Source organism: Micromonospora sp. NPDC050686 (assembly GCF_040654475.1).
Classification (GTDB): domain Bacteria; phylum Actinomycetota; class Actinomycetes; order Mycobacteriales; family Micromonosporaceae; genus Micromonospora.
The window spans coordinates 114,885-134,650 of sequence record NZ_JBFAID010000007.1 but is presented as its reverse complement, the minus strand read 5'-3'; the positions used below and the strand labels follow the sequence as shown (position 1 = coordinate 134,650).

Here is a 19,766-nt window from a genome sequence, read left to right as displayed (position 1 = left end):
CAGGGGCGATGTAGTCGGTCTCGGCGAAGCTGCGTCGTTCGTTCTTGCGGCCGCGATGGGTGATCGTGCGGTAGATAGACCGGCTGCGTCGGCCCGGCCTCACACAGCAACAACTTCGTCCGTGACGGCGGCATGCCGTACAGCAGCGCCCCCGCCAGATCGTCAGCGGCCTGCCCAGCTACACCCGCCTCCTGACCGCCGACGCCACCGGCGACGGCTGCACCGACCTACTCGTCACCGACACCGGCGGCAAGATGTGGCTGTACAGCAACAACTCTGTCCGCGATGGCGGCATGCCGTACAACAGCCCGCGACGCGAGGTCGGTCACGGCTGGAGCAGCTCGGCCACGATCGTGCCCGCAACGTCACCGCCGACGGCTTCACCGGCCTGCTCTCCGCCACCCCGACGGCCTGGCCGCGCACATGGCCTCCGGGACATAGCCAGCGCTCGCGGCTTTGGCCGATGTGCGGATAACCGTCATGCTCGATGACGAAGCTCGTAGGCGGATCACTCGGACCGTGGGATCGGCGCTGTCGGGCGTAGGTAGCCGATCGGTCAAGAGGAGATCGGGCAAGGTGAACCCGGTCGCATGCTCAGACCGCACGAACGTTCCACCGCGCCTCTCCGGCTGTCCACCGTGCGCCAGCGCGTGGCTGATGACGGCTCGTACGTCAGACGGCGTCCGATTGAGCTTCCCCCGGTTTCCGGAAGTCCGGGAAACCGGGGGAAGCTCAAGCCACTTGGCTGCGCGGCGCGCTACGGCGATTACGGCAGCGCGACCGTTGCGACGTACCCGAGGTGGTCGGACGGCCAGCGGCCGTCGGGTGTCCGCCGCTCGGTGCCGAAGACCTCACTCGCCACCGGGACGACGGGGCCACGAACCATCACCATGTCGATCCGGTGCTCGACGTCGCCGGCCGGCTGGGTCAGATCGTCACCGAGGCCGGAGGTGTATCCCGGCTCGCCGGGATGCAGGACCGGCCAGGTGTCGACCATGCCGCCGGCCGTAAGGGTGAGGTACGCCGCCCGGTTGGCCGGCACGGGCAGTTCCGGCCCGGTGTTGAGGTCTCCGACGAGAATGATGCGCCCGGGGTGCTTCAGCGGGCCGGCCAGCAGCTCCTCAGCCTGCCGCACCCGCACCACGGGGTGGAACGCCTCCAGGTGGGTGTTCACCACCCGGAAGGTCTGTCGGCCGTGGACCACGTCCACCGCCGTCCAACCCCGGGTGCTCGTCACGGTGCCGAGGGGGGCCGGAAGTTCGATCTTCATGTTCTCGACGAAGTTGTCCGACGACGTTCCGGTCACCTTCACCCGGCCGCCGTGCCGGACCAGAATGACATCGCGCATGGTGAGCCGGGTGTCCACGTTGTGCGGTGCCCCTGCCGGGGCTTCCAGGTCTGCCTGCTCCTGCACCACCGTCACGTCGTAGGGATGGCCGGAGGTACCCAACTCCCGCATCAGCAGGGCGAGGTAGTCGTACCGGACCGTGGTGGCCGGCGTCGGGTCGAGGAACGGCCCGGTGCGCCAGAGCGCCACCTCCTGCAGGCCGACGACGTCGGGCTTGTGCTCGCGGATTTCCTGCGCGATCAGCTTCGCCCTCGCGGGGAAGTCGACCAGATCCACGTGGCTGAGCAGGGCCGCGTTCGCGGCCAGGAACGCCGGCAGGTTCGGCGCGGTCATCGACGGGGTAAGGTCGCCGCCGAGGTAGACGTTGCGGGTCATCACGGTGATCTTGGGCCCCGCCTGTGCGGCCGCCGGCGGAGCCGCCAGTCCCAGGGAGGCCGCGACCAGAGCCGCGACGGTGGCCAGTCTGGCCAGTCGATGTAGGCGAGCGTTCAAGGCCTGGGCCTCTCCGTTGAGGGATCCATGACCTCCCGAACGGTAGTGTCGCGGCGTCTGTCCCGGGTACCACCCGTTCGGGCACCCGTGACCCTCGACCGAGGCGACCACCTCTGTTGGACGGCCCGGCCGCTCCTCCACAAAGTCGAGGCTCGCCTCATCCTCGATGTTGCGGTACACGATCCGTAGCCAGACTTCTTCGACACGACACCAGGCCGAGATCATGGGTGCGATGTCTCGCCGATGATCGTCACCGACCGAGGCCGCGGCTCACCAAGAATGACCGTGTACGACGACTGATACAACGCGGGTGGGTGTGATCACCGGCAGCCCCCACGGCCCACGGTCTCTGCCGTACGGTGCGCTGATGCGTCACCCCGTACTCCTGACCCTGCTCCTCCCACCCGTGCTGGTGGCTGGCTGCACCGGCGGCCCGGTCGAGCCGTCGGCGCAGGCCGCGTCGCCGCCGCCGAGCCCCTCCGCGCCCGCGGTGGACTACACCGTCTGGCAGGCGGGCCGGTCGGCCCCGGTGCGCGATCCGGTCTACCCGGCCCGCGGCACTGACGCCCTGGACGTGCTGCACTACGGGCTGAAGCTGGCTTGGACCCCATCGACGAAGACCTTGACCGGTACCGCCACCCTGCGGATTCGGCCGACGAAGGACGCCCAGAACCTCGTCCTCGACTTCATGCCCTACCAGGTTGACGGGGTGACGCTGGACGGCGCCACGGTGACCGGGAGGGTCGCGAAGGAGAAGCTGACCGTGGCGGCGCCGGTGGTCGCGGACAAGCCGGTGACGCTCGTGGTGAAGTACCACGGTGCCCCGAAGACCACCCCGATGCCCTCGCATCGCAAGGACACCGAGGCGCTTGGGCTGACCGTTACCAAGGAGGGAGGCCTCTGGACCATGCAGGAGCCGTTCGGTGCGTTCACCTGGTACCCGGTCAACGACCAGCCTTCGGACGAGGCGCTCTACGACATGACTGTCACCGTGCCGGCCGGCTGGTCCGCCGTCGCCAGCGGAACCCCGGGCAAGCGGTCGGGCAACACCTTCAGCTACCGCAGTGCCGATCCGGTGGCCTCGTACCTGACCACGCTTGCCGTAGGAAAGTTCGAGAAGCTGACCGCGAAGGGGCCGCGTGGGATCCCGCTGACCTACTGGTATCGCAAGGGTGCCGACGACAAGCTGCTGCCCTACCTGAAGAAGTCCCCTCAGTACCTGACGTGGCTGGAGAACAAGTTCGGGCCGTACCCCTTCCCGAGCGGCGGGATCGTGGTGGTGGACTCCGCGTCCGGCATGGAGACCCAGCAGATGATCACCATGGGTCGCAAGATCGAGAACACCAACGCCCGCCGGGACCGCTGGGGCAGTGACCTGCTGCACGAGTACGCGCACCACTGGTTCGGCGACTCCGTCACCCCGACCACCTGGACCGACCTGTGGCTCAACGAGGGCTGGGCGCAGTACGCGCAGGACCTGCACACCAAGGAGACCCGCAGGCTCAGCGACGCCAGCCTCGACCGGCACCTGCGGCAGGCCGACGCCGCGTCGCGCAAGAAGCTCGGGCCGCCCGGGCGGCCCAACCCGAAGAACTTCGCCGAGGGAAACGTCTACCTCTGCCCGGAGGCGATGCTGCACGAGATCCACAAGCTGCTGGGCGACAAGAAGTTCTTCGCGCTCGCCCGCGCCTGGGTGCAGGAGCAGCGCAACACCCAGCAGGACCGCGCGTCGTTCATCGCGTTCGTCAACAAGCAGACCGGCCGGGACTTCACGAAGCTGATCAACACCTGGCTGGACTCAAAGACCACCCCGAAGTCCGGCGCGCTCTGACCCGTCGCGGCGGCCCCGGTCATCGCGCTGGTGCCGCCGCAGCCGGGCCGTGCTTCACAGGCAGGGCTGACCGGGCGGGCAGGTCGAAGCTGCTGGCGTGGGGGAGCGATGTGGGAGCCTCGGGATGCGATGACCGTCGGCAGCGCCTGAGTCGTGGGCGAGGCGGCGCCGCGTAGCCGGCGGTCCATTTGGGCGTCGGCCTGCCCGCCAGGAGGCAGGTTCAGCCGATCGGGCGAACGGGCCGGCCCGACCTCCCAGAGAACATCGAAGTGTTCGTCCCCCAACCACTGGGCACCGGGACGCGTCCGGTAGCCAGTGGATGGCCAACCGGCGCCGGCGGTGAACCCGCAGCCGTTGGCGTTGGTACCTGCGCTCGTCTTCGGCCGGAGACGACGTCGTGGCGTTGCAGCAGTGTCCGACCCGGCCGCGAGCGCAACTCCGCGGGACGACGACCTCACCAACTCCGCGCTCACAGCGCTCGGTCACGTCCGCGCATCCGCACGGGGTCCCACCACCCGCAGGTCTCACTGCGCGACGCACTCCGCCACCTGGCGACGGCTCTCAGGGATCTTCCATCCGGCCATCCTCGGGCCCTGTTTCATGATCGCGTACAACCCTTTCCGGCGCGGTGCCGTCTGGAACTGTGAACCCCAGGGAGGTGGCCGGATGCCGGATGCATCGGACCAGGAATACGTCGAGTACGTCACGGCGCGCCTGCCGGCGCTGCGACGGCTCGCGTACGGACTCTGCGGCGACCGCGATCTGGCCGACGACCTGGTGCAGGAGACCGCCACGCGGCTCTACCAGCGCTGGGCGCGGATCGCTGAGGTCGAGCAGCTTGACGCGTACGTCCGCACGGTGCTGGTCCGGCACTTCCTGGACACCCGGCGGCGCGGCTGGTGGCGGGTGCGCCTGTTCGGCGGGCCGCCCGACGTGCGGTTCACCGAGGACCGGGGCGTCGAGGAGCAGACCGTGCTGCGCGACGCCCTGGCCGAGGTGCCGCCCCGTCAGCGGGCGGTGCTGGTGCTGCGTTTCCTGCACGACCTGCCGGTCGAGGAGGTGGCCCGGACGCTGGGCTGCTCGCCCGGGACGGTGAAGAGCCAGACCTCGCACGGTCTGGCGGCGATGCGACGGCTGCTCGGGGACCGCGAGCTGGCCGGTCGGACCGGAGAGGAGCGGTGAGCATGAGGACCGATGACGAACACGTCGCCGACCGGCTGCGGTGGCTGGACGACGAGCCGGCCGGCCCGTCCCGAATCGACCTGCCGGGGGCGATGCGGGAGGCCCGCCGGCGGCGGCGCAACCGTCGGGTGGCGGCGGCCGGGGCGGCCGCCCTGGGCGTGCTGGCGATGGCTGCGCTGCCGGCGGCACTGGGCGGGGACGGGCGGGCGGCGCCTGCGCCGGCCGCGAGCCCCAGCCCGTCGACGCCGTTGCCGGAACTGGGGCCGAACGGTCCGTGGCAGGGGGTGTGCAGGGCCGAGCTGCTGCCCGTGCCGGGCGATCCACAGGCCGCAGTCACCGGCGGTGACCCGGACGGCCGGTGGCTGGTCGGCCGTCGGGCCCCGCAGGGGCAAAGCCGAATGGATTTCGGCCTGCTGATCTGGGAGGGGGATCGGGTCCGGGAGGTCGAGCTGCCGGGCTCGATGCAGAAGTTGACGGATGTGAACCGGGCAGGCCTGGCGGTGGGTTCGTCGGTAGGGGCCGGCAGGGAGTTGCGGGCGTGGGTGGTGCGCAACGGCGAGGTCATCGGCCTGCCCGGGGAGACGCCCAGGGGGGCGATGGCCGTCAACGACGCTGGCCGGATCGTCGGCTATCGCAGTCTGCGGGCCCCCTGGGAGCCGGGGGCCAAGCAACTGCCGGTGGTCTGGGACTCGTACCAGAGCCGACCGGTCGACCTGCCACTGCCCGGCCCGCAGTGGGAGGGCACGGCCATCGGCATCGACGAAGACGGCACCATCCTGGGCACAATGTCCGAGGGGCACCGGGAGCAGTCCACCCGCGCGGTTGTGTGGCGTCCGGGCGCCGCCCGGCCGGAGGTGCTGCCGTTGCCGCAGGTGCCGGGCGGGAAGGCCTCCCAGTTCCTGTCCCTGTCGTTGGCCGGTGGCTGGGTAACCGGCCTCGCCGAACGCTACACCGAGGTGATCCCCCGCAGCGGCGCGTACATGTACCCGGTGCGGATCGACCTGCGGACCGGGCAGGCGGACGTACTGAAGGGCGCCCTCTGGTCCGGGACCGGCAACGGTCGGGGCTGGATGGCCGGTTGGGTCTCCGATGACGTCCCCGGCGTGATCACCGACACGAGGTCGGTGAAACTGCCCATGCCGGACGGCTGGCGCGGCGAGCGGCAGGGCGCGGTGACCAGTTTCAGCGACGACGGCCGGGTGCTCGGCGGGAAGCTCGAGTCCGACGACCAGGTCCGGCCGGTGCGCTGGACCTGCCGGTGACCGGGTCCGGGGGCGGTCCCGCACCGCCCCCGGACCGCAGCGGTTCAACGCGGCCGACGGATGTCGCCGTACGCCCGGTAGAAGCCGCACGCCGGACTCCCGGACCTCCCGTGACCAGGCGGTGGTCGTCGAGGGCCGGCACAGACGGTCTGGCCGAGCGGATCGCGGGGCCGGGTCGTCGGGAGATCGAGAACGAGATCTGGGACTGGGTCGTGCGAGGCGAGGATGACGCCGACGAGTTCGTGGGCTTATCCGAGGAGGACGAGCAGCGCCACGGCGCCACCGACGAGGACCTCAGGGCAGCGTACGAGAAGGCTTTGGCTGCGCGGCAGCCGAGAGCCACGACGAGCGGGACGACTCCCGGCACTGGCACGGGTACCTCTGGTACCACCAACAGGACACGGAAACGCTGCTCGCGAGCGAGGACGGTGAGGTCTACCTCGGCTACGGCGTCTATCCGCCAGCGGACTCCGACGAGGTTGCCTATGCAGCCCTGTAGAGGCCGAACAGCAAACCCGCTACCAGGCGACCTCGATCGGATTCTGGACGAGATCGTCTTCCCAGTGCTCCGCGAGAACGGTATGCGGGTGGAGTGGAACCGCCAGCAGTCCAGACGGATCAGGGTGACCGGCGCGCAGCGGTACGCGCCGTTGACGTGAGAGGAGCGGCGAAGCTAACCAACGAACCAAGCGTTACCGGAATCACGGCCGTCATATTGCCCGGCCGGTCCTCGTGGGCGTCGGAGCGGACGCGTACACCTTCTCCGGCGTTATTCCGCACAATGGTGCTGTTCGTTGACCCACCCATGCGCCCTGCGCGGAGGGCGAAGCCCAAGCTCGTTGAACGCCACGCCGATCGAGCCACCGCGGCTTGGACCTGTGGTGGACGGGACGCCGGTGCTGACCGTGTCGGCCTGAGTCTGAGCCTGGGCGGCCGGCGGCCGGGGGTGGACGCGCCGATCACCAGGCGCAGGGCGCGTAGTCCTTGAGGAAGCAGCCGTACAGGTCTTCGCCCTGTTCGCCGCGAACGATCGGGTCGTAGACCCGGGCCGCGCCGTCGACCAGGTCCAGCGGGGCGTGGAAGCCGGCGTCCGCCAGCCGCATCTTCGTCGGGTGGGGTCGCTCGTCGGTGATCCAGCCAGTGTCGACGCTGGTCATGAGGATGCCGTCGGCCAGCATCTCCTGTGCGCTGGTCCGGGTCAGCATGTTCAGCGCGGCCTTGGCCATGTTGGTGTGCGGGTGCCCTGGCCCCTTGTAGCCGCGGGCGAACTGGCCCTCCATCGCCGACACGTTCACCACGTACTTGCGGCGGGCGGTCGCTGCGGCCATCGCCGGTCGCAGCCGGCTGACCAGCACGAACGGTGCGGTCACGTTGCACAACTGCACTTCGAGCAGCTCGACCGGGTCCACCTCGTGCACCCGCTGCACCCAACTGTTGACCGGGTCGAGGTCCGGCACCAGACCGCCGGCGTCGATGGCGCTGGCTGCCGCGATCCGTTCCGGCGAGGCGGAGCCGCTGGTCAGCGCCAGCGCGGTGAGCGCCTGCGGGGTGATCGCGGGCGACTTCGGTGCGGCGACCAGGCTGCCCGCCGGGTCGCCCCGGCCGGCCGGTTTGGCGAACGTGATCATCTCCGGCAGCGGACCGTCCGGCAGGGCCGCCGCTTCCGCGGCGACGAGCTGCGCATACGCCCCGGCCGTGCGGCGGACGGTCTGCGCCGCGTTGTTGATCAGGATGTCGAGTGGTCCCTGGCCGCTGACCGAGTCAGCGAGGGCAATCACCTGGGCGGGGTCCCGCAGGTCGATGCCGACGACCCGCAGGCGGTGGAGCCAGTCCCCGCTGTCGGGCATCGCGGCGAATCGGCGGACCGCGTCGTGGGGAAACCGTGTGGTCACCGTGGTGTGCGCGCCGTCGCGCAGCAGCCGCAGCGCGATGTACATGCCGATCTTCGCCCGGCCGCCGGTGAGCAGCGCGCGCCGGCCGGTCAGGTCGGTGCGGGCGTTCCGGCGCTCCCGGTTGAGCGCGGCGCAGGGCGGGCAGAGCTGATGGTAGAAGGCGTCCACCTCGCGGTAGCGCTGCTTGCAGACGTAGCAGCCGCGGGGATTGTGCAGGAAGCCGGCCGTGGCACCCACGGTGGGGGAGGCGAGCGGGTTGCCCTGGGTCTCGTCGTCGATCCGGCCCGGGGCGCCGGTGGCGGTGGCCGCCGTCACCGCGCGGTCGGCCGCCGCGACGGCATCCCGCCGTACCTCGCGTCGCCGCTGCTTGATCACCTTGTAGAGCTTCGCGGTGGCCCGCTGCACCCGCACCACGTCGGGGTGATCGGGAGGCAGGTCCTCCAACGCCTCAAAGACGCTGAGACAGGTCTCCAGCCGGGTCGGGTCGATGCCATGTTGACCGGTTCCCGCAATGTTGTCCGCCGTCATGCTGTCGCTGTCTCGTCCCGTTCCCTGCGCCGGATCTACCCGGCCCACCCCAAGTCCGACCCGGAACTGTACGCACCGCACGGCCTCCGCCGCATCCCGCGCCTGTTCATCAGCCCGAAGACCGTCGAGGTGAACCTCGGGCGGGTGCAATTTCAGGTCAGAGAAGCCGTTAGGTATCACTACCGGACGGAGCCCAGTCGGTAAGGGCTACCACGGGTGCGTTCGACGCGTCGTAGGTGCAGGCGTCCTGCACAGGTGGATCAGCACGTTCTGAACGACCGGCACCAGATGGGTGTAGGCGCCGCCCGTCTCGGCCGGTCGAAGCTGCACCCTGTCCGAGTCGGGCGTCGGCACGGATCCTCGCCGACGCGTGGCTGGGTGGTCGCCCGGAGTGGCGAGAAGTGGTGCCCTGACAGTTGAGGTCAGGAGCACTCCTGGCAGAGCTTGCGGCCGTCGGGCTGCACGGCGAACTGACTGCGGTGGTGCACCAGAAAGCAGCGCGGGCATCGGAACTCGTCCGGCTGCATCGGCACGACAGCCACGGTCAGTTCCTCGCCGGACAGGTCCGCGCCGGGCAACTCGAAGTTCTCGGCAGCTTCCGCCTCGTCGAGGTCGACTCTCGCTGACTGCGACGCCACGCCGCGCGCCTTGAGTTCCTCCAGGCTGTTGTCTTCAGCCTCAACAGCGGGTCGGCGCGGTGCGTCGTAATCGACGGGCTTGCTCATCGTGGTGGCCTCTCCGGCTTGTTTCATGGGTGTCACGGGTAGACCGCGGGGGTCATGTCGTGGCGCTCAAGAGAGCGGTTGAAGGGCAGGCTCGCCCTTGGATGCGAGGGGCGCCGTCGGCAGTGATCGGCCAGGTGGAGAGTAGCTCGCGCTCCCCGGCCCTGGCCGGTCCTGAAGGGCGCTGCGAGACGATGTCCAGGGCCGGCCGTTGCCGTCTGCCGCCCTCGCGATGTGGCAATCCGTGACCGCGACGCCCGTGCCCGCCCACCTTCTTGCCTCTACGGGCATCGACATCCTGCGTACCCCGCTGCAAGCGTCGAGGCCAACGCGTACGCGGACAGACGGGTGCGCGGGGGTATGGCACGAGTGCTTCGACGGGATCAGCCCCGCACTTCCGCTTTTCGCGGACCGTGATGATCATCTTCCCGGTTGACGAGGCCGTCGAAGTACGAAGACCCTGCTGTTCGCGCGCTGCTTCCCGCCACCATCGCCGCGGACACCCGGAGCCGTGTGCCGACGGAAGGCTCCAGCAACGGATCAGCCACTTCGGCGGTTACCCCACTGGCGCGGGCTCTGGACCGAGCCCCGGCCGTCGAGGCGCTGACCCTTTCCATGCGGTTGAGGCGAGGCGACCTTGCCCTTCCCGCGTCGGGCAGCCCGATTTGCGTAAACGGCAGGCTCGTCGGTCTCGGTCTCGGCCGTGGTTGGCGTGTCGGCATCCTCGCCGTGGGCGTCTTGAACGGGCTCAGGCTCTGGCATCGGTATCTCCCTGGATTCGTGGGCTTCCTGCCGACCATCGCCAGCTGGCGGACGCAGACTGCTTCAGAAGCTCGGCGAACTGCGTCACGCCGGGAAGATCTTAACCGAGGAGGAGTTCACGGACGCCGGCACTGCCCGGTGGCGGTGGCGGGCGGCAGGGCTGGAGAGCGCGCCTCGTGTGACGCCGCCCCGCTCCCCGTCGGTTGGGTCAACGGCACGCGAGATGGCAATCACTGGCGCTCGGTTGAACTACGGGGGGACGGGGGACGAGTGGTCCGAGGTCACCTCGCCTGCAGCGCGGGGCCAATGATCATCCAGTCGTCGAGACCTCTCCGCCGATTCCGGTCTCGTTGCCGTCGCTGTCGTGGAAGACGTACTTCCAGACCGAGTCGTGCTTCTCAACGTCGACCGGCTCCAGGCCCCGTCCGGAGATCCTCGCAACCTCGGCGACTGGGTCGTCGACCCAAATCATGCTGACAGCTCCGCCGGCCCGGTCCGGATCCTGGATGATGTACACGTACCGATCCTCGGCCAACTGCCAGACCGCCTCGATCTCGTTCGGATAGAAGGACGGCTCAGCACCGAGCAGCCGCTTGTACCACTCCACGGCGCTGTCATAGTCGCGCACCGGGATGCCCGCAAACACTCCTACCGCCATGTCCGTCTCCTCAGTCGATGTCGAGCCCGACCGGTGCCGGGCACTGAAGGACAGACCGGACCTGGCAGCGAAACCTGACGGGGTCGACCCGATCGCCTTCAGACGGGTCCCGCGCCCAGGTTAGCCCTTGCAGTGGCGGTGTGCGTGGTGCTGGCCGACGCAGTCACGTTCGCCGCGATCGCGGACTGGGCACGGGACCTGGACCGGACCATCGGACACCACGGCAGCAACGGTGAACCCCTGACCGCGCGGGAAAGGTACGGCGTCTCCACGACGTCTGGCACCGCGCCGGGGCCAACGCCGCACTCGGGACATACGCGTCGCGCACCAGTGTCCCGTACTCCGGCTGATAGTCGTCGTCGACGAATTCGCGCAGTGCCGCCACGGACGCCGTAACTAGCAAACCGGACGCCGGTCCGCAGCCCCGCTCATGAGGGCCGATCCTCGAAGATCCGCCAGCAGGCGTCCCGCGCCGCGGTCAACTGCTCCGGCTCCAGGCCGGCAAAAAGCCACGCGTACCGGTCCGCCGGGGGTCGTACCGCGCTGCCGGGGACACCGGAGAGCGCCTCGGCCACCATCGGCCCACCCCTGACCAGCACCAGGCCGGTTTCCAGGACCGGTATGAGCTTCGGCTCCACCACACCCGGCGCGCGATCGCGGATATCCGCGGCGTAGAGGTGGCCGTCCTCGTCGGGGACCAGGTTCAGGCCGACTGAGCGGGGACGTCGCCGGGCGGCCACCAGGTTGGCGACCATCGTCAGGCAGGTGTGCCGCACCATGGTCAGCTGCCCGGGGTCGAGCCGGCCGAGGACCGGCGCGAACCGGGCCGCGACCATGGCCGGTGCCGGGCGCGGGTCGGCCGGGTCCGGCCGGGCGCTGACCAGTTGCTCGAGTGCGTGGCCGGCGGTAGCGATGGCGGCCACCGCCTCGTAGCCGAGAACGAGCTCGGGAGGCAGCAGGAACTCTGCCACCTCCCGGACGGCGACCGGCCCGGACGGGTCCGGACGGGTGTCCGGTGCCTCATCCGGTTCCACGACGAAGGCCGGCGGCTCGGCCTGCGGTTGCCAGACGACGCTGACGTACCAGTACAGCGGCGAGTGGGTCGACCGCGCCTCGGACTGGTACAGCGTCACGCTTCCTCCGGCACCGTCCCGCCACAGCGTGTACCGGACCGTGCCGTCGGCGGTGAGCGGCCGGGGGACGACACCGAACGTGCAGCCGTAGGCGCGCAGCCGATCGAGGTATCCGGTGAACGGGCCGGTCGACCTGCGCCACGCCGCGTGTTCACCCGTACCGTCCCGGGAACGCCCGGCCTGGACGAGGGTGGCCTCCTCCGGCACCGGGAAACTGTCGGGGAAGCCGGGTGGCAACCCGCGCGCGTCCAGTTCGGACAGCGGTTCCATGTCCGTGAACCGGTCGGCCCTCGGGTCGGATTCGAACGGATCCTCCGGCTGCCGCTTGGGTTCCAATTTTCCGTCGACCCCGGCGGCGGCCAACGCGTCGAGGATGATCCGGACGATCAGGGCGGCGTACCGGATCTCGTCTTTCATGTCCAGGTGCAGGACGGGTACACCATCCTCGTCGAGCACCTCGCACCAGTTTGGCAGGCTCCACTCTGGCTCGTCCGGGTGGCGAATCAGGGAGATCTCCGCCGCCGCGGCCTGCAGCGCGGCACGGGCCACGACCCGGTCGGTCGCATCGTAGACGGCGAGCGCGACTCCGGAGGAGTTCTCTGCGACGTAGACGACGAGCGCTGGTTCATCGGGATGCGGCACGCCGAGGATGCTGCCATATACGCACGCATCTGGCGCCCCTCTGTTTCGAGACACCATTGGGAGTGGCGTTCTAAGCTGGGTGGCGGCGGGTCCGGGAAGTGACTTCTCCGAAGAGCCGGCTTGGGGATGCGAGCTGGTCACGCTGGAGTCTGTAGTCGTTCCCCGTTGTCCTCCCGGGCCCGCCGCCGTGGTGTTCGCGGCGTCGTTGATCATGCATCGGTAGATGATGTCGGACAGGCGTCGTTTCACCGCGTGCATGGCTTCCATCGATGTCTTCCCGGAAGCTTACCCACCCGCACGAACACCGCACCTACAAACCATCCTTCGATAAATGCGGTGTGTCGGAGAACGTGGCTTCGCAGGTGACCGCCGGTTACGTGACGCGGGGAAGCCCTGCGAGATCGTGCCCGAGGGTGTGCCGGAGTGTGAGGACGTTGTCGGGCTCATGGCTGGGCTGATCGATCGGGTCAGCACGCGGGGTACTTACGGCCGCGAGCGTCAGTTCGAGGAATCGTTGTGAGGCAGCCCGCTGCGGTGTCTCGCCGAGGCGCCCGAGGTGTTCGTTGAGAAACAGCATGAGGAAGATGTCTTCCACCCACCGGTCGGGACGGAAGGTGCCTTCGGATTTTGCGCGAGCGATCAGGTCCTCGAACCCTTTGAGGGTTTTGTGTCGTAGTCTGTCGACCTCGGCGTTTTCGCCTGCTGGGATCGCGCGGAGCGCGGCCAGGTGGTTGACCTCGTTGACCTGCTCGGTGAACAGCCACTTGAGGAAGCTGGTGAACCCAGACCAGCCGCTGTCCTTCGCGAGCGCCTCGGTGAGGGCATGCTCGTGTCGCGAGAGGCTGTCAAGGACCACCTCGATGATCAGTCCCTGCCGATCGGAGAAGTGGCGGTAGAGCGTGGCGTTGCCGAGGCCTGCTCGCTTGGCGATCTCGTCGAGGGGGGCGTCGAGACCGTACTCGGCGAACACCTCGCGGGCCGCGTTCAGAAGGGCCTGGCGATTGCGGCGTTGATCGGTGCGGGGACGCCGCGGCCTCGGGTCCATGTGTGCCATTGGGCCGATCCTATCGGCCGCGGACCGCGGCGTGGCCTACCCCACCGGTAAAACGTGGACTGCTCCCCGTTTTCGACGTAGCTTGGCCTCACAGGTCACGGCCCGAGGGAGTGGATCATGAAATTCGACTACGTCATCGTCGGCGCGGGCGCGGCTGGAAGCGTGCTGGCCAACAGGCTGTCGGAGAACCCGTCCAACAAGGTTCTGCTGATCGAGTACGGGGGCGGGGACATCAACCCGATGCACTACATCCCCAAGGGCTTCTTCTTCACCCTCCGCGGTGAGCGCTACTCGTATCACTACCGCACCCAGCCGATCGGGCCTAGCGGACAGATCGAGACCTGGACGCGGGGCAAGGTGACCGGTGGGTCGACCACGATCAACGGGATGATGTACACCCGCGGCGCACCGGCCGACTACGACGCGATCGTCGAGCGGGGCAACCCTGGTTGGGGCTGGGACGACATGCTGCCCGTGTTCAAGGCGATGGAGGACCACCAGCTCGGCCCGTCGCCGATGCGGGGCGCCGGTGGCCCTCACGGCGTTTCCATCAGCGAGGACGACGAAGAGGTCACCACCGCCATCCTCGCCGCCGCCGAGAAGGTCGGCTGGCAGCGTTCGGCCGACACCAATGCCCACGACGACGAACGCATCGGCTTCACCCCGTCATCGATCAAGAACGGTGTGCGGGTCAGTGCGGCCAGCGCTTTCCTGCGGCCGGCGCTAAAGCGGCCCAACCTGACCTATCTGAAGCGGACGAAGGTGGGTTACCTGCTCTTCGACGGGCACCGGGTCGTCGGCGTGCGTGCCACCCGCAAGGGTTCGGGGTACCAGGACTATCTGGCTGCCAAGGAGGTCATCCTGTCGGCCGGGACGATCGAGAGCGCGCTGCTGCTGGAGCGATCCGGCATCGGACGACCGGAGGTACTCCGGGGCGCCGGGGTGGACGTCGTGGTGGAGAGCCCGAATGTCGGCGAGCGGGTGATCGAGCAGCGGGGCGTCAGCTTCCAGGTCAAGCTGAAGGACCAGATTGGCTTGACCCAGCGGCTCAACTCCGTGCCCAAGGAGGGCTGGGAGGGGTTCAAGTACCTGCTGACCCGCCGCGGCCCGATCGCCACAGGTGGATACGATCTCCTCTCCGCCTTCAAGTCCTCCCCGGAGCTTGAGCGGCCCGACATCCAGGGGATCTGGCTACCGATGGCGCTCGATGTCTCCTCGCCCACAATGAAGCTGGCCAAGCACTCGGGGTTCATGTTTGTGGGGTACAAGATCAGGCCGACCACCGAAGGCTCGGTCCACCTCGGTGGCCGACTTCCGGAGAACGGGCCACTGATCAACGCCCGGTTCCTCGAGACTGAGGAAGACCGTACGGCGACCTCGAAGATCCTCGATCGGGCTCGCGAGGTGGTCGCCCAGAGCCCGGTGGCGGACCTCGTCCAGGAGGAGGAGTTCCCCGGCCCCAAGGTGTCGACACCGGAGGAGGTTCTCAGATACTCGATCGACACCGGAGGCGGGATCTACCACGCCATCGGCTCGGCAGCCATGGGGCCGAACGATGACGATGTCGTCGACTCCCGCCTGAGGGTGCGAGGGGTGTCCGGGCTGCGAGTGATCGACGCTTCGGTCTTCCGGCAGCAGCCGTCAGGCAACACGGCGGCACCCACCATGGCCCTCGCGTGGCGCGCAGCCGACCTGATCGAGCAGGGCGAATAACAATGCGAGATTGCACAGCAGGGCAACCAGCCCGCCCGGTCGCAGACGCGAGCCCTCGCGTGACCGCGCGGTAGCCCCGAACGGCACGCGGCTCCGTCAGCCCCAGCGCAGACGGAGCCGTTGCCGTTCGGAAGATCAGAAACCTGTGACTGGGTATCCACACACGCCTTTTCCACGAGCCTCGTGACGTGTTCCGATACCTACGGGATCCTCGATCCCGGAGGACGCCTGGACCGGGACTGGACTACACCGACGCCGTCTACGGCGAACAGACCAGCCGTTTGTCCCGCTCGATGTCACAACGGCGGCCCGGCCGGTGTCTCCATGGCGTGACGACCTACCAACCCGTCGACACAGCCGCCGACACAGGAGAAGACATGGAGCACACGACCCGCATCCCGCCGGCCGAGATCAGCGGCGTCAAGGGAGCGCTGATCAAGCGGATGGTCGAGAAGAGACTGGGGAAGGTGCCGACGGCGCTGGGCGTCTTCTGGCACAACCCCAAGGTCCTGTTCGCCAGTTCCGGCCTCGGCGGCAAGCTGCAGAAGTGGGATGCCTGTGACGAGACCCTGAAGTCGTTCGCCCACATGGCGGTCGCGTCGTTGGTCGGTTGCACGTGGTGCCTGGACTTCAACTACTTCGAGGCGCGCAACAAGGGGCTCGACGTGGAGAAGGCGCGCGAGATCCCGCGGTGGCGGGAGGTGGACGTCTTCACTGCGCTGGAGCGGGACGTCCTGGAGTACGCCGAGGCGATGAGCCAGACACCGCCGACCGTGACCGACGAGCTGGTGGACCGGCTACACGCCGCGCTGGGACCTGCCGCCGTGGTCGAGCTCACCTCGGTGATCGCGTTCGCGAACATGAGCACGCGTGGCAACGTGGCGCTCGGCATCGAGTCCGACGGCTTCGCCGCCGCGTGCGGTTTGAAGCCGTTGGCCGAGCGACCGGGAGTAGCGTCCGGGTCATGAGCGAGGACACCCTCGTCGCCCACCGCAGCCTGCTGTTCACCGTCGCCTACCAGCTGCCCGGCTCGGTCGCCGACGCCGAGGACGAGGTGCAATAGACCTGGCTGCGGTGGGCGGCCTTGGTCGACGCCGAGCGCTGCGAGGTCCCCGCAGGCGTACCTCGTGCGGATCGTGACCCGGCTCTGCCTCAACCGGCTGCGTACGCTCGCGCGGCACCGCGAGGAGTACGTGGGCGAGCGGCTGCCCGAGCCCCTGCTGACCAGCCCGGACGTCGCCGAGGACGGCGAGCTCACGGAGAGCGTGTCGATCGCCATGCGGGCGGTACTCGAGACGCTGACGGCGTGGCACAGCCGAGTCACCGGTGCCATCTTTCCAAGTACTTCGCGACGTAGGGTCACGCCACAGCCGGAGCTGTCAGAATCGTGTTCAAGGAGCCGGTACGCGGGGGCGGGGAGAAGTCATGAGTGACTGGAACGACAAGATCATCGCTGAGTTCCGCGGCAACGGTGGTCAGGTGGGCGGTCAGTTCGCTGGCGCGCCGCTGCTGCTGTTGCACACGGTCGGCGCCAAGAGCGGCCAGTCTCGCGTGAACCCGGTGATGTACCAGAAGGTGGACGGCGGCTACGCCGTGTTCGCGTCCAAGGGCGGTGCTCCCACCAATCCTGACTGGTACTACAACCTGCTCGCTCATCCGCAGGTCCAAGCGGAGATCGGTACGGACACGGTCGAGTTGGCCGCCAGAGTTGCCGTCGGGGAGGAGCGGGACAGGATCTGGAGCATGCAGAAGGCCGCGTATCCAGGCTTTGTCGACTACGAGCGGAAGACCGCCCGCCAGATCCCAGTCGTCGTACTGGAACCTGCGCCGTAGGCGGAGCCGGTACAACCGCAGTGCCCGCCGGTGCGGGCCGCGCCGCTGGTCCGGTGCCTATCCGCGCGCGCCGCGAAGCGCTCGCAACCGAAAGTGACGTCGGCACCTGGACAACGGGCACTGCTGGTGATGGCCACCTCCGGGGCCGTTCTGAGGCAGTGGACGCGGCCAGAGCCGGTGATCATCCCCGATGCCGGCGTGGCTCGTCGAGGACGCCGGCATCGCGGTCATCGACCTGAGCCATGGGTGCCGCGTCACCGCCGTACGGCATCTACCGCATGGCGTTGTCCTCGCTTCGGCCCTGGTGCCCGGCGGCGTGCTGTTCGCCTTCGCGGACGGTTCGCTGGTCACCATCGACCGCGCCGGCAACGTCGTCGCCCGCATGCGGCTATCGGCGCAGGTTGACCGGCTGGTTCCCGGAGACAACGGTCCGACGCACGCCGTTGGCAAAGGTCACCTCGGCATGCTCGATAGTCCGACCACGGCAACGCCCCGCTTCTCCAGCGAGTATCCGCCCATGCCGCCGCCGTGCGTGCTGACCGCTTCGTAGCGGCCATGGTCGGTAGCTGGTCACTGAGTCGAGCGGGCATTCTGAAGTAGCCGATGAGCGGATCATCGGCCCTGGGGCGGCGCGGGGATCATGCTGACCCGTGCCGTCTGCTGTTCCTGTACCTGGCGGGCGGTCTGTAGGAAGTCGAGGATCGTGGCGAGTTGGTCGTTGTTGTACCTGCCGAGGGCCTGTGCGCCGGCAGCGCCGACCGGTAGGTAGATGTCTTGTTCAGCGGTGCGCGCGGCGTCCGTTGCTGTGACCAGGACCCGCCGTCGGTTCTCGGCGTCACGGGTACGGCGGACCAGGCCGGCGCGTTCCAGGCGGTCGATGACCGTGGTGGTCGCCGCTGGGCTGAGTCTGAGGGCGCTGGTGAGTTCCCCCGCCGACAGCGGACCGCCGTTGGCGAGCACGAGATCCATGGCGCGTAGGTCAGTGCGGTTGAGGCCGAGCCGAGCGGCGGCAGCTTCGTCGAAGGCGTCGAAGCTCTGCTGGAGCAGCCGCAGTTGCATCGCTACGTCCCGGATAAGGCTATCCTTCGACATTCGAAACCTTCTGCTATCGTAGTGTCCGACGATCGAAATGATACCAGTTCTGCGGAGGACACGATGACCACCGACGACCGCCAGATCCAGGAACTGTTCGGCCGACTCATGCAGGCCTGGACCGACAACGACGCCGTCGCCTACGGGGCCTGCTTCACTGAGGACTCCGACTACGTCTCCTACGACGGAACCCGCGCCATCGGCCGCCACGACATGCAGAACGCCCACGACCAGCTCTTCCGCGGCGTGCTCGCCGGATCCGCACTCGTCGGTGGCGTCGAGTCGATCCGGCACGTCGCTCCAGGGGTGGCCATCGTCCACGGCACCGCGTCGGTGCTGATGCCCTGGCGCTCGAAACTGCCCAAGCGACGCCTGTCCCGCCAGACACTGGTCGCCGTGCGCACCGACCGTGCCTGGCGGTTCACCGCACTGCACAACGGGCGGGTGCGTCCAGTGCAAATTCCGCCCCCGAATTCGCTGCCCTCGCACATGGCTCAGGCCATGGGCCAGGCAGCCCGCCGCCTCGGTGTGGGCCGGCCTACTCCCAGAACCTGACCGTCCCGGCCGGCGCTCGCCGCTGCCGAGACGTCCTCATGCCGCCGATCGCTCGTCGCTGTCCGTCGCGGCGGCCAGTTGGCCAGGGCTCAGTCGAGCCGATGCGCGGGTCCACCAGCGGCGTCTGGCAGGGCGCCGTGCGGCAATATTCGAGCGGGCCCACGACCTCCGTGTCGGCCGGTTCCGATGTGGCGCGCGCCGTAGGCTTTCCTAAAGATTTCGGTGCAGGCCCTGCCCGCCCCGCGGACCACCGCCGCCCTCGCTCGACCTGCTGGCGGCTTCGGTGCAGGGCACACGGTCCGCGCAGGTAGCAAGCGGGCACGTCCGGCGGCGGGGTCACGGCGGTGCCGGCCACGATCAGCACAACAGCGAGAAGATCCGCCAGGTGGGCTCTAGTAGTAGTTGTCGATCGGCTGGCGCGCCTCGTCGAACAGTGCCGGCCCGTCGTACCGTACCGGGGGCAGCGGCGGGGTGGCCGGCTTGACGTCCTCGAACTGTTCCGCGGACAGGGCGTACACCACCCGGCCGAGGCCGGAGCGGCCGATTGCGGTTGCACACATCGGGCAGGGCTGGCAGCTGGTGAACATGGTGGTGGCGGCCGCCAGGTCGGGGGTGAGTTCCCGAGCGGCCCAGCGGGCCAGCTTCAGTTCTGGATGAGCGGTGATGTCCGAGTCGGAGACCACGGTGTTGTGGTCCTCGATCAGGACGGTGCCGTCCGCACCGACCAGCAACGAGCCGAACGGCCGTTCGCCGCAGGCCCCGGCCCTGCTGGCGAGTTCCACGGCACGGCGGAGAAACTTCTCGTCGTCAGGGGTCATCGGTCCTCCTGGGATCTGTGATACGCGGCCACGGCCGCGAGGGTATGCCAGGCGCGTTCGGGCTGGCGGATCTCGGTCACGTCGCCGTGGAACGGATCGAGCACCACCGCCTCCGCGCCGAGCAGACGGATCTGGTCGATGTCGGCGATGATCTGGTCGATCGTGCCGACACCGGCGAGCCGGTCCGGGGCGGTGACCGCCTCTCGGGTCTCCGGGAGTTTGATGCGCGGCGTCAACGCGGGCACCCGG

19 protein-coding genes are annotated in these 19,766 nt (G+C 68.8%); 10 read left to right on the top strand and 9 right to left on the bottom strand.

The annotated features are described in order from the left end of the window. Positions 1 to 766 precede the first annotated feature (766 nt). Positions 767 to 1,723, bottom strand: a complete 957-nt coding sequence (locus tag AB0H57_RS09045; protein ID WP_357504255.1) for an endonuclease/exonuclease/phosphatase family protein — start codon at positions 1,721 to 1,723, stop codon at positions 767 to 769. 484 nt (positions 1,724 to 2,207) lie between these two features. Here AB0H57_RS09045 and AB0H57_RS09040 point away from each other — a divergent pair, with 484 nt between their 5' ends. From AB0H57_RS09040 to AB0H57_RS09025, 4 genes are all read left to right on the top strand, one after another. Further along, entirely contained in the window at positions 2,208 to 3,671 is a 1,464-nt protein-coding gene (locus tag AB0H57_RS09040) for a M1 family metallopeptidase (protein WP_357504253.1), read from the top strand. 666 nt (positions 3,672 to 4,337) lie between these two features. Further along, positions 4,338 to 4,853 (top strand): SigE family RNA polymerase sigma factor, encoded by a 516-nt coding sequence (locus tag AB0H57_RS09035; protein WP_357504251.1) that lies wholly within the window; start codon positions 4,338 to 4,340, stop codon positions 4,851 to 4,853. 2 nt (positions 4,854 to 4,855) lie between these two features. After that, positions 4,856 to 6,115, top strand: a complete 1,260-nt coding sequence (locus AB0H57_RS09030) for a hypothetical protein (RefSeq protein WP_357504249.1) — start codon at positions 4,856 to 4,858, stop codon at positions 6,113 to 6,115. Positions 6,116 to 6,225: 110 nt separating this feature from the next. After that, positions 6,226 to 6,774: a hypothetical protein gene (locus AB0H57_RS09025; RefSeq protein WP_357504247.1), complete on the top strand. Its 549-nt coding sequence runs from the start codon at positions 6,226 to 6,228 to the stop codon at positions 6,772 to 6,774. A gap of 300 nt (positions 6,775 to 7,074) precedes the next feature. Here the strand turns inward: AB0H57_RS09025 and AB0H57_RS09020 are convergent, their stop codons facing one another. The 5 genes from AB0H57_RS09020 to AB0H57_RS09000 all read right to left on the bottom strand — a co-directional run bounded on the left by AB0H57_RS09020 (position 7,075) and on the right by AB0H57_RS09000 (position 13,506). Continuing rightward, a complete protein-coding gene (locus AB0H57_RS09020; protein WP_357504246.1) occupies positions 7,075 to 8,535 on the bottom strand; it encodes an SDR family NAD(P)-dependent oxidoreductase in 1,461 nt (486 codons plus the stop codon). A 422-nt stretch (positions 8,536 to 8,957) separates the two neighbouring features. Further along, entirely contained in the window at positions 8,958 to 9,260 is a 303-nt protein-coding gene (locus AB0H57_RS09015; RefSeq protein WP_357504244.1) for a DUF4193 domain-containing protein, read from the bottom strand. Between the two features lie 1,069 nt (positions 9,261 to 10,329). Then, a complete protein-coding gene (locus AB0H57_RS09010) occupies positions 10,330 to 10,677 on the bottom strand; it encodes a VOC family protein (RefSeq protein ID WP_357504242.1) in 348 nt (115 codons plus the stop codon). A 428-nt stretch (positions 10,678 to 11,105) separates the two neighbouring features. Then, positions 11,106 to 12,452, bottom strand: a complete 1,347-nt coding sequence (locus AB0H57_RS09005) for a hypothetical protein (RefSeq protein ID WP_357504241.1) — start codon at positions 12,450 to 12,452, stop codon at positions 11,106 to 11,108. Positions 12,453 to 12,825: 373 nt separating this feature from the next. Next, on the bottom strand, positions 12,826 to 13,506 hold the full coding sequence (locus AB0H57_RS09000; RefSeq protein ID WP_357504239.1) for a TetR/AcrR family transcriptional regulator: 681 nt from the start codon (positions 13,504 to 13,506) through the stop codon (positions 12,826 to 12,828). A gap of 117 nt (positions 13,507 to 13,623) precedes the next feature. Between AB0H57_RS09000 and AB0H57_RS08995 the strand changes: the two genes are divergently transcribed. The 5 genes from AB0H57_RS08995 (at position 13,624) to AB0H57_RS08975 (ending at position 17,602) form a co-directional block, all read left to right on the top strand. Beyond that, positions 13,624 to 15,219, top strand: coding sequence for a GMC family oxidoreductase N-terminal domain-containing protein (locus AB0H57_RS08995; RefSeq protein WP_357504237.1), 1,596 nt, complete (start codon positions 13,624 to 13,626; stop codon positions 15,217 to 15,219). Between the two features lie 377 nt (positions 15,220 to 15,596). Beyond that, positions 15,597 to 16,187 carry a carboxymuconolactone decarboxylase family protein gene (locus AB0H57_RS08990; RefSeq protein ID WP_357504235.1) on the top strand — a complete coding sequence of 197 codons (591 nt, stop codon included), beginning with the start codon at positions 15,597 to 15,599 and terminating at the stop codon, positions 16,185 to 16,187. 159 nt (positions 16,188 to 16,346) lie between these two features. Then, positions 16,347 to 16,652, top strand: a complete 306-nt coding sequence (locus tag AB0H57_RS08985; RefSeq protein WP_357504233.1) for a hypothetical protein — start codon at positions 16,347 to 16,349, stop codon at positions 16,650 to 16,652. Next, positions 16,645 to 17,052, top strand: a complete 408-nt coding sequence (locus AB0H57_RS08980) for a nitroreductase family deazaflavin-dependent oxidoreductase (RefSeq protein WP_357504231.1) — start codon at positions 16,645 to 16,647, stop codon at positions 17,050 to 17,052. Before AB0H57_RS08985 ends, AB0H57_RS08980 begins: the two co-directional genes overlap by 8 nt. Before the next feature lie 190 nt (positions 17,053 to 17,242). Further along, complete coding sequence (locus AB0H57_RS08975) at positions 17,243 to 17,602, top strand: hypothetical protein (RefSeq protein WP_357504229.1); 360 nt, start codon at positions 17,243 to 17,245, stop codon at positions 17,600 to 17,602. A 62-nt stretch (positions 17,603 to 17,664) separates the two neighbouring features. Here AB0H57_RS08975 and AB0H57_RS08970 read toward each other — a convergent pair whose 3' ends face one another. Then, positions 17,665 to 18,111 (bottom strand): MarR family transcriptional regulator, encoded by a 447-nt coding sequence (locus tag AB0H57_RS08970; RefSeq protein WP_357504227.1) that lies wholly within the window; start codon positions 18,109 to 18,111, stop codon positions 17,665 to 17,667. Between the two features lie 96 nt (positions 18,112 to 18,207). Here AB0H57_RS08970 and AB0H57_RS08965 point away from each other — a divergent pair, with 96 nt between their 5' ends. Next, positions 18,208 to 18,699, top strand: coding sequence for an SgcJ/EcaC family oxidoreductase (locus tag AB0H57_RS08965; RefSeq protein ID WP_357504225.1), 492 nt, complete (start codon positions 18,208 to 18,210; stop codon positions 18,697 to 18,699). A 392-nt stretch (positions 18,700 to 19,091) separates the two neighbouring features. Here the strand turns inward: AB0H57_RS08965 and AB0H57_RS08960 are convergent, their stop codons facing one another. Together AB0H57_RS08960 and AB0H57_RS08955 are read right to left on the bottom strand one after the other, a co-directional pair. Next, positions 19,092 to 19,517 (bottom strand): nucleoside deaminase, encoded by a 426-nt coding sequence (locus tag AB0H57_RS08960; protein ID WP_357504223.1) that lies wholly within the window; start codon positions 19,515 to 19,517, stop codon positions 19,092 to 19,094. Then, on the bottom strand, positions 19,514 to 19,753 hold the full coding sequence (locus AB0H57_RS08955) for a hypothetical protein (protein WP_357504222.1): 240 nt from the start codon (positions 19,751 to 19,753) through the stop codon (positions 19,514 to 19,516). The genes AB0H57_RS08960 and AB0H57_RS08955 overlap by 4 nt, the downstream gene beginning before the upstream one ends. Positions 19,754 to 19,766 lie beyond the last annotated feature (13 nt).

Coding starts and splice junctions, on each gene's coding strand:
- AB0H57_RS09045 (WP_357504255.1), bottom strand. CDS start 1,723: ATGACCCGCAACGTCTACCTCGGCGGCGACCTTACCCCGTCGATGACC.
- AB0H57_RS09040 (WP_357504253.1), top strand. CDS start 2,208: ATGCGTCACCCCGTACTCCTGACCCTGCTCCTCCCACCCGTGCTGGTG.
- AB0H57_RS09035 (WP_357504251.1), top strand. CDS start 4,338: ATGCCGGATGCATCGGACCAGGAATACGTCGAGTACGTCACGGCGCGC.
- AB0H57_RS09030 (WP_357504249.1), top strand. CDS start 4,856: ATGAGGACCGATGACGAACACGTCGCCGACCGGCTGCGGTGGCTGGAC.
- AB0H57_RS09020 (WP_357504246.1), bottom strand. CDS start 8,535: ATGACGGCGGACAACATTGCGGGAACCGGTCAACATGGCATCGACCCG.
- AB0H57_RS09015 (WP_357504244.1), bottom strand. CDS start 9,260: ATGAGCAAGCCCGTCGATTACGACGCACCGCGCCGACCCGCTGTTGAG.
- AB0H57_RS09010 (WP_357504242.1), bottom strand. CDS start 10,677: ATGGCGGTAGGAGTGTTTGCGGGCATCCCGGTGCGCGACTATGACAGC.
- AB0H57_RS09000 (WP_357504239.1), bottom strand. CDS start 13,506: ATGGCACACATGGACCCGAGGCCGCGGCGTCCCCGCACCGATCAACGC.
- AB0H57_RS08995 (WP_357504237.1), top strand. CDS start 13,624: ATGAAATTCGACTACGTCATCGTCGGCGCGGGCGCGGCTGGAAGCGTG.
- AB0H57_RS08990 (WP_357504235.1), top strand. CDS start 15,597: ATGGAGCACACGACCCGCATCCCGCCGGCCGAGATCAGCGGCGTCAAG.
- AB0H57_RS08980 (WP_357504231.1), top strand. CDS start 16,645: ATGAGTGACTGGAACGACAAGATCATCGCTGAGTTCCGCGGCAACGGT.
- AB0H57_RS08975 (WP_357504229.1), top strand. CDS start 17,243: ATGCCGGCGTGGCTCGTCGAGGACGCCGGCATCGCGGTCATCGACCTG.
- AB0H57_RS08970 (WP_357504227.1), bottom strand. CDS start 18,111: ATGCAACTGCGGCTGCTCCAGCAGAGCTTCGACGCCTTCGACGAAGCT.
- AB0H57_RS08965 (WP_357504225.1), top strand. CDS start 18,208: ATGACCACCGACGACCGCCAGATCCAGGAACTGTTCGGCCGACTCATG.
- AB0H57_RS08960 (WP_357504223.1), bottom strand. CDS start 19,517: ATGACCCCTGACGACGAGAAGTTTCTCCGCCGTGCCGTGGAACTCGCC.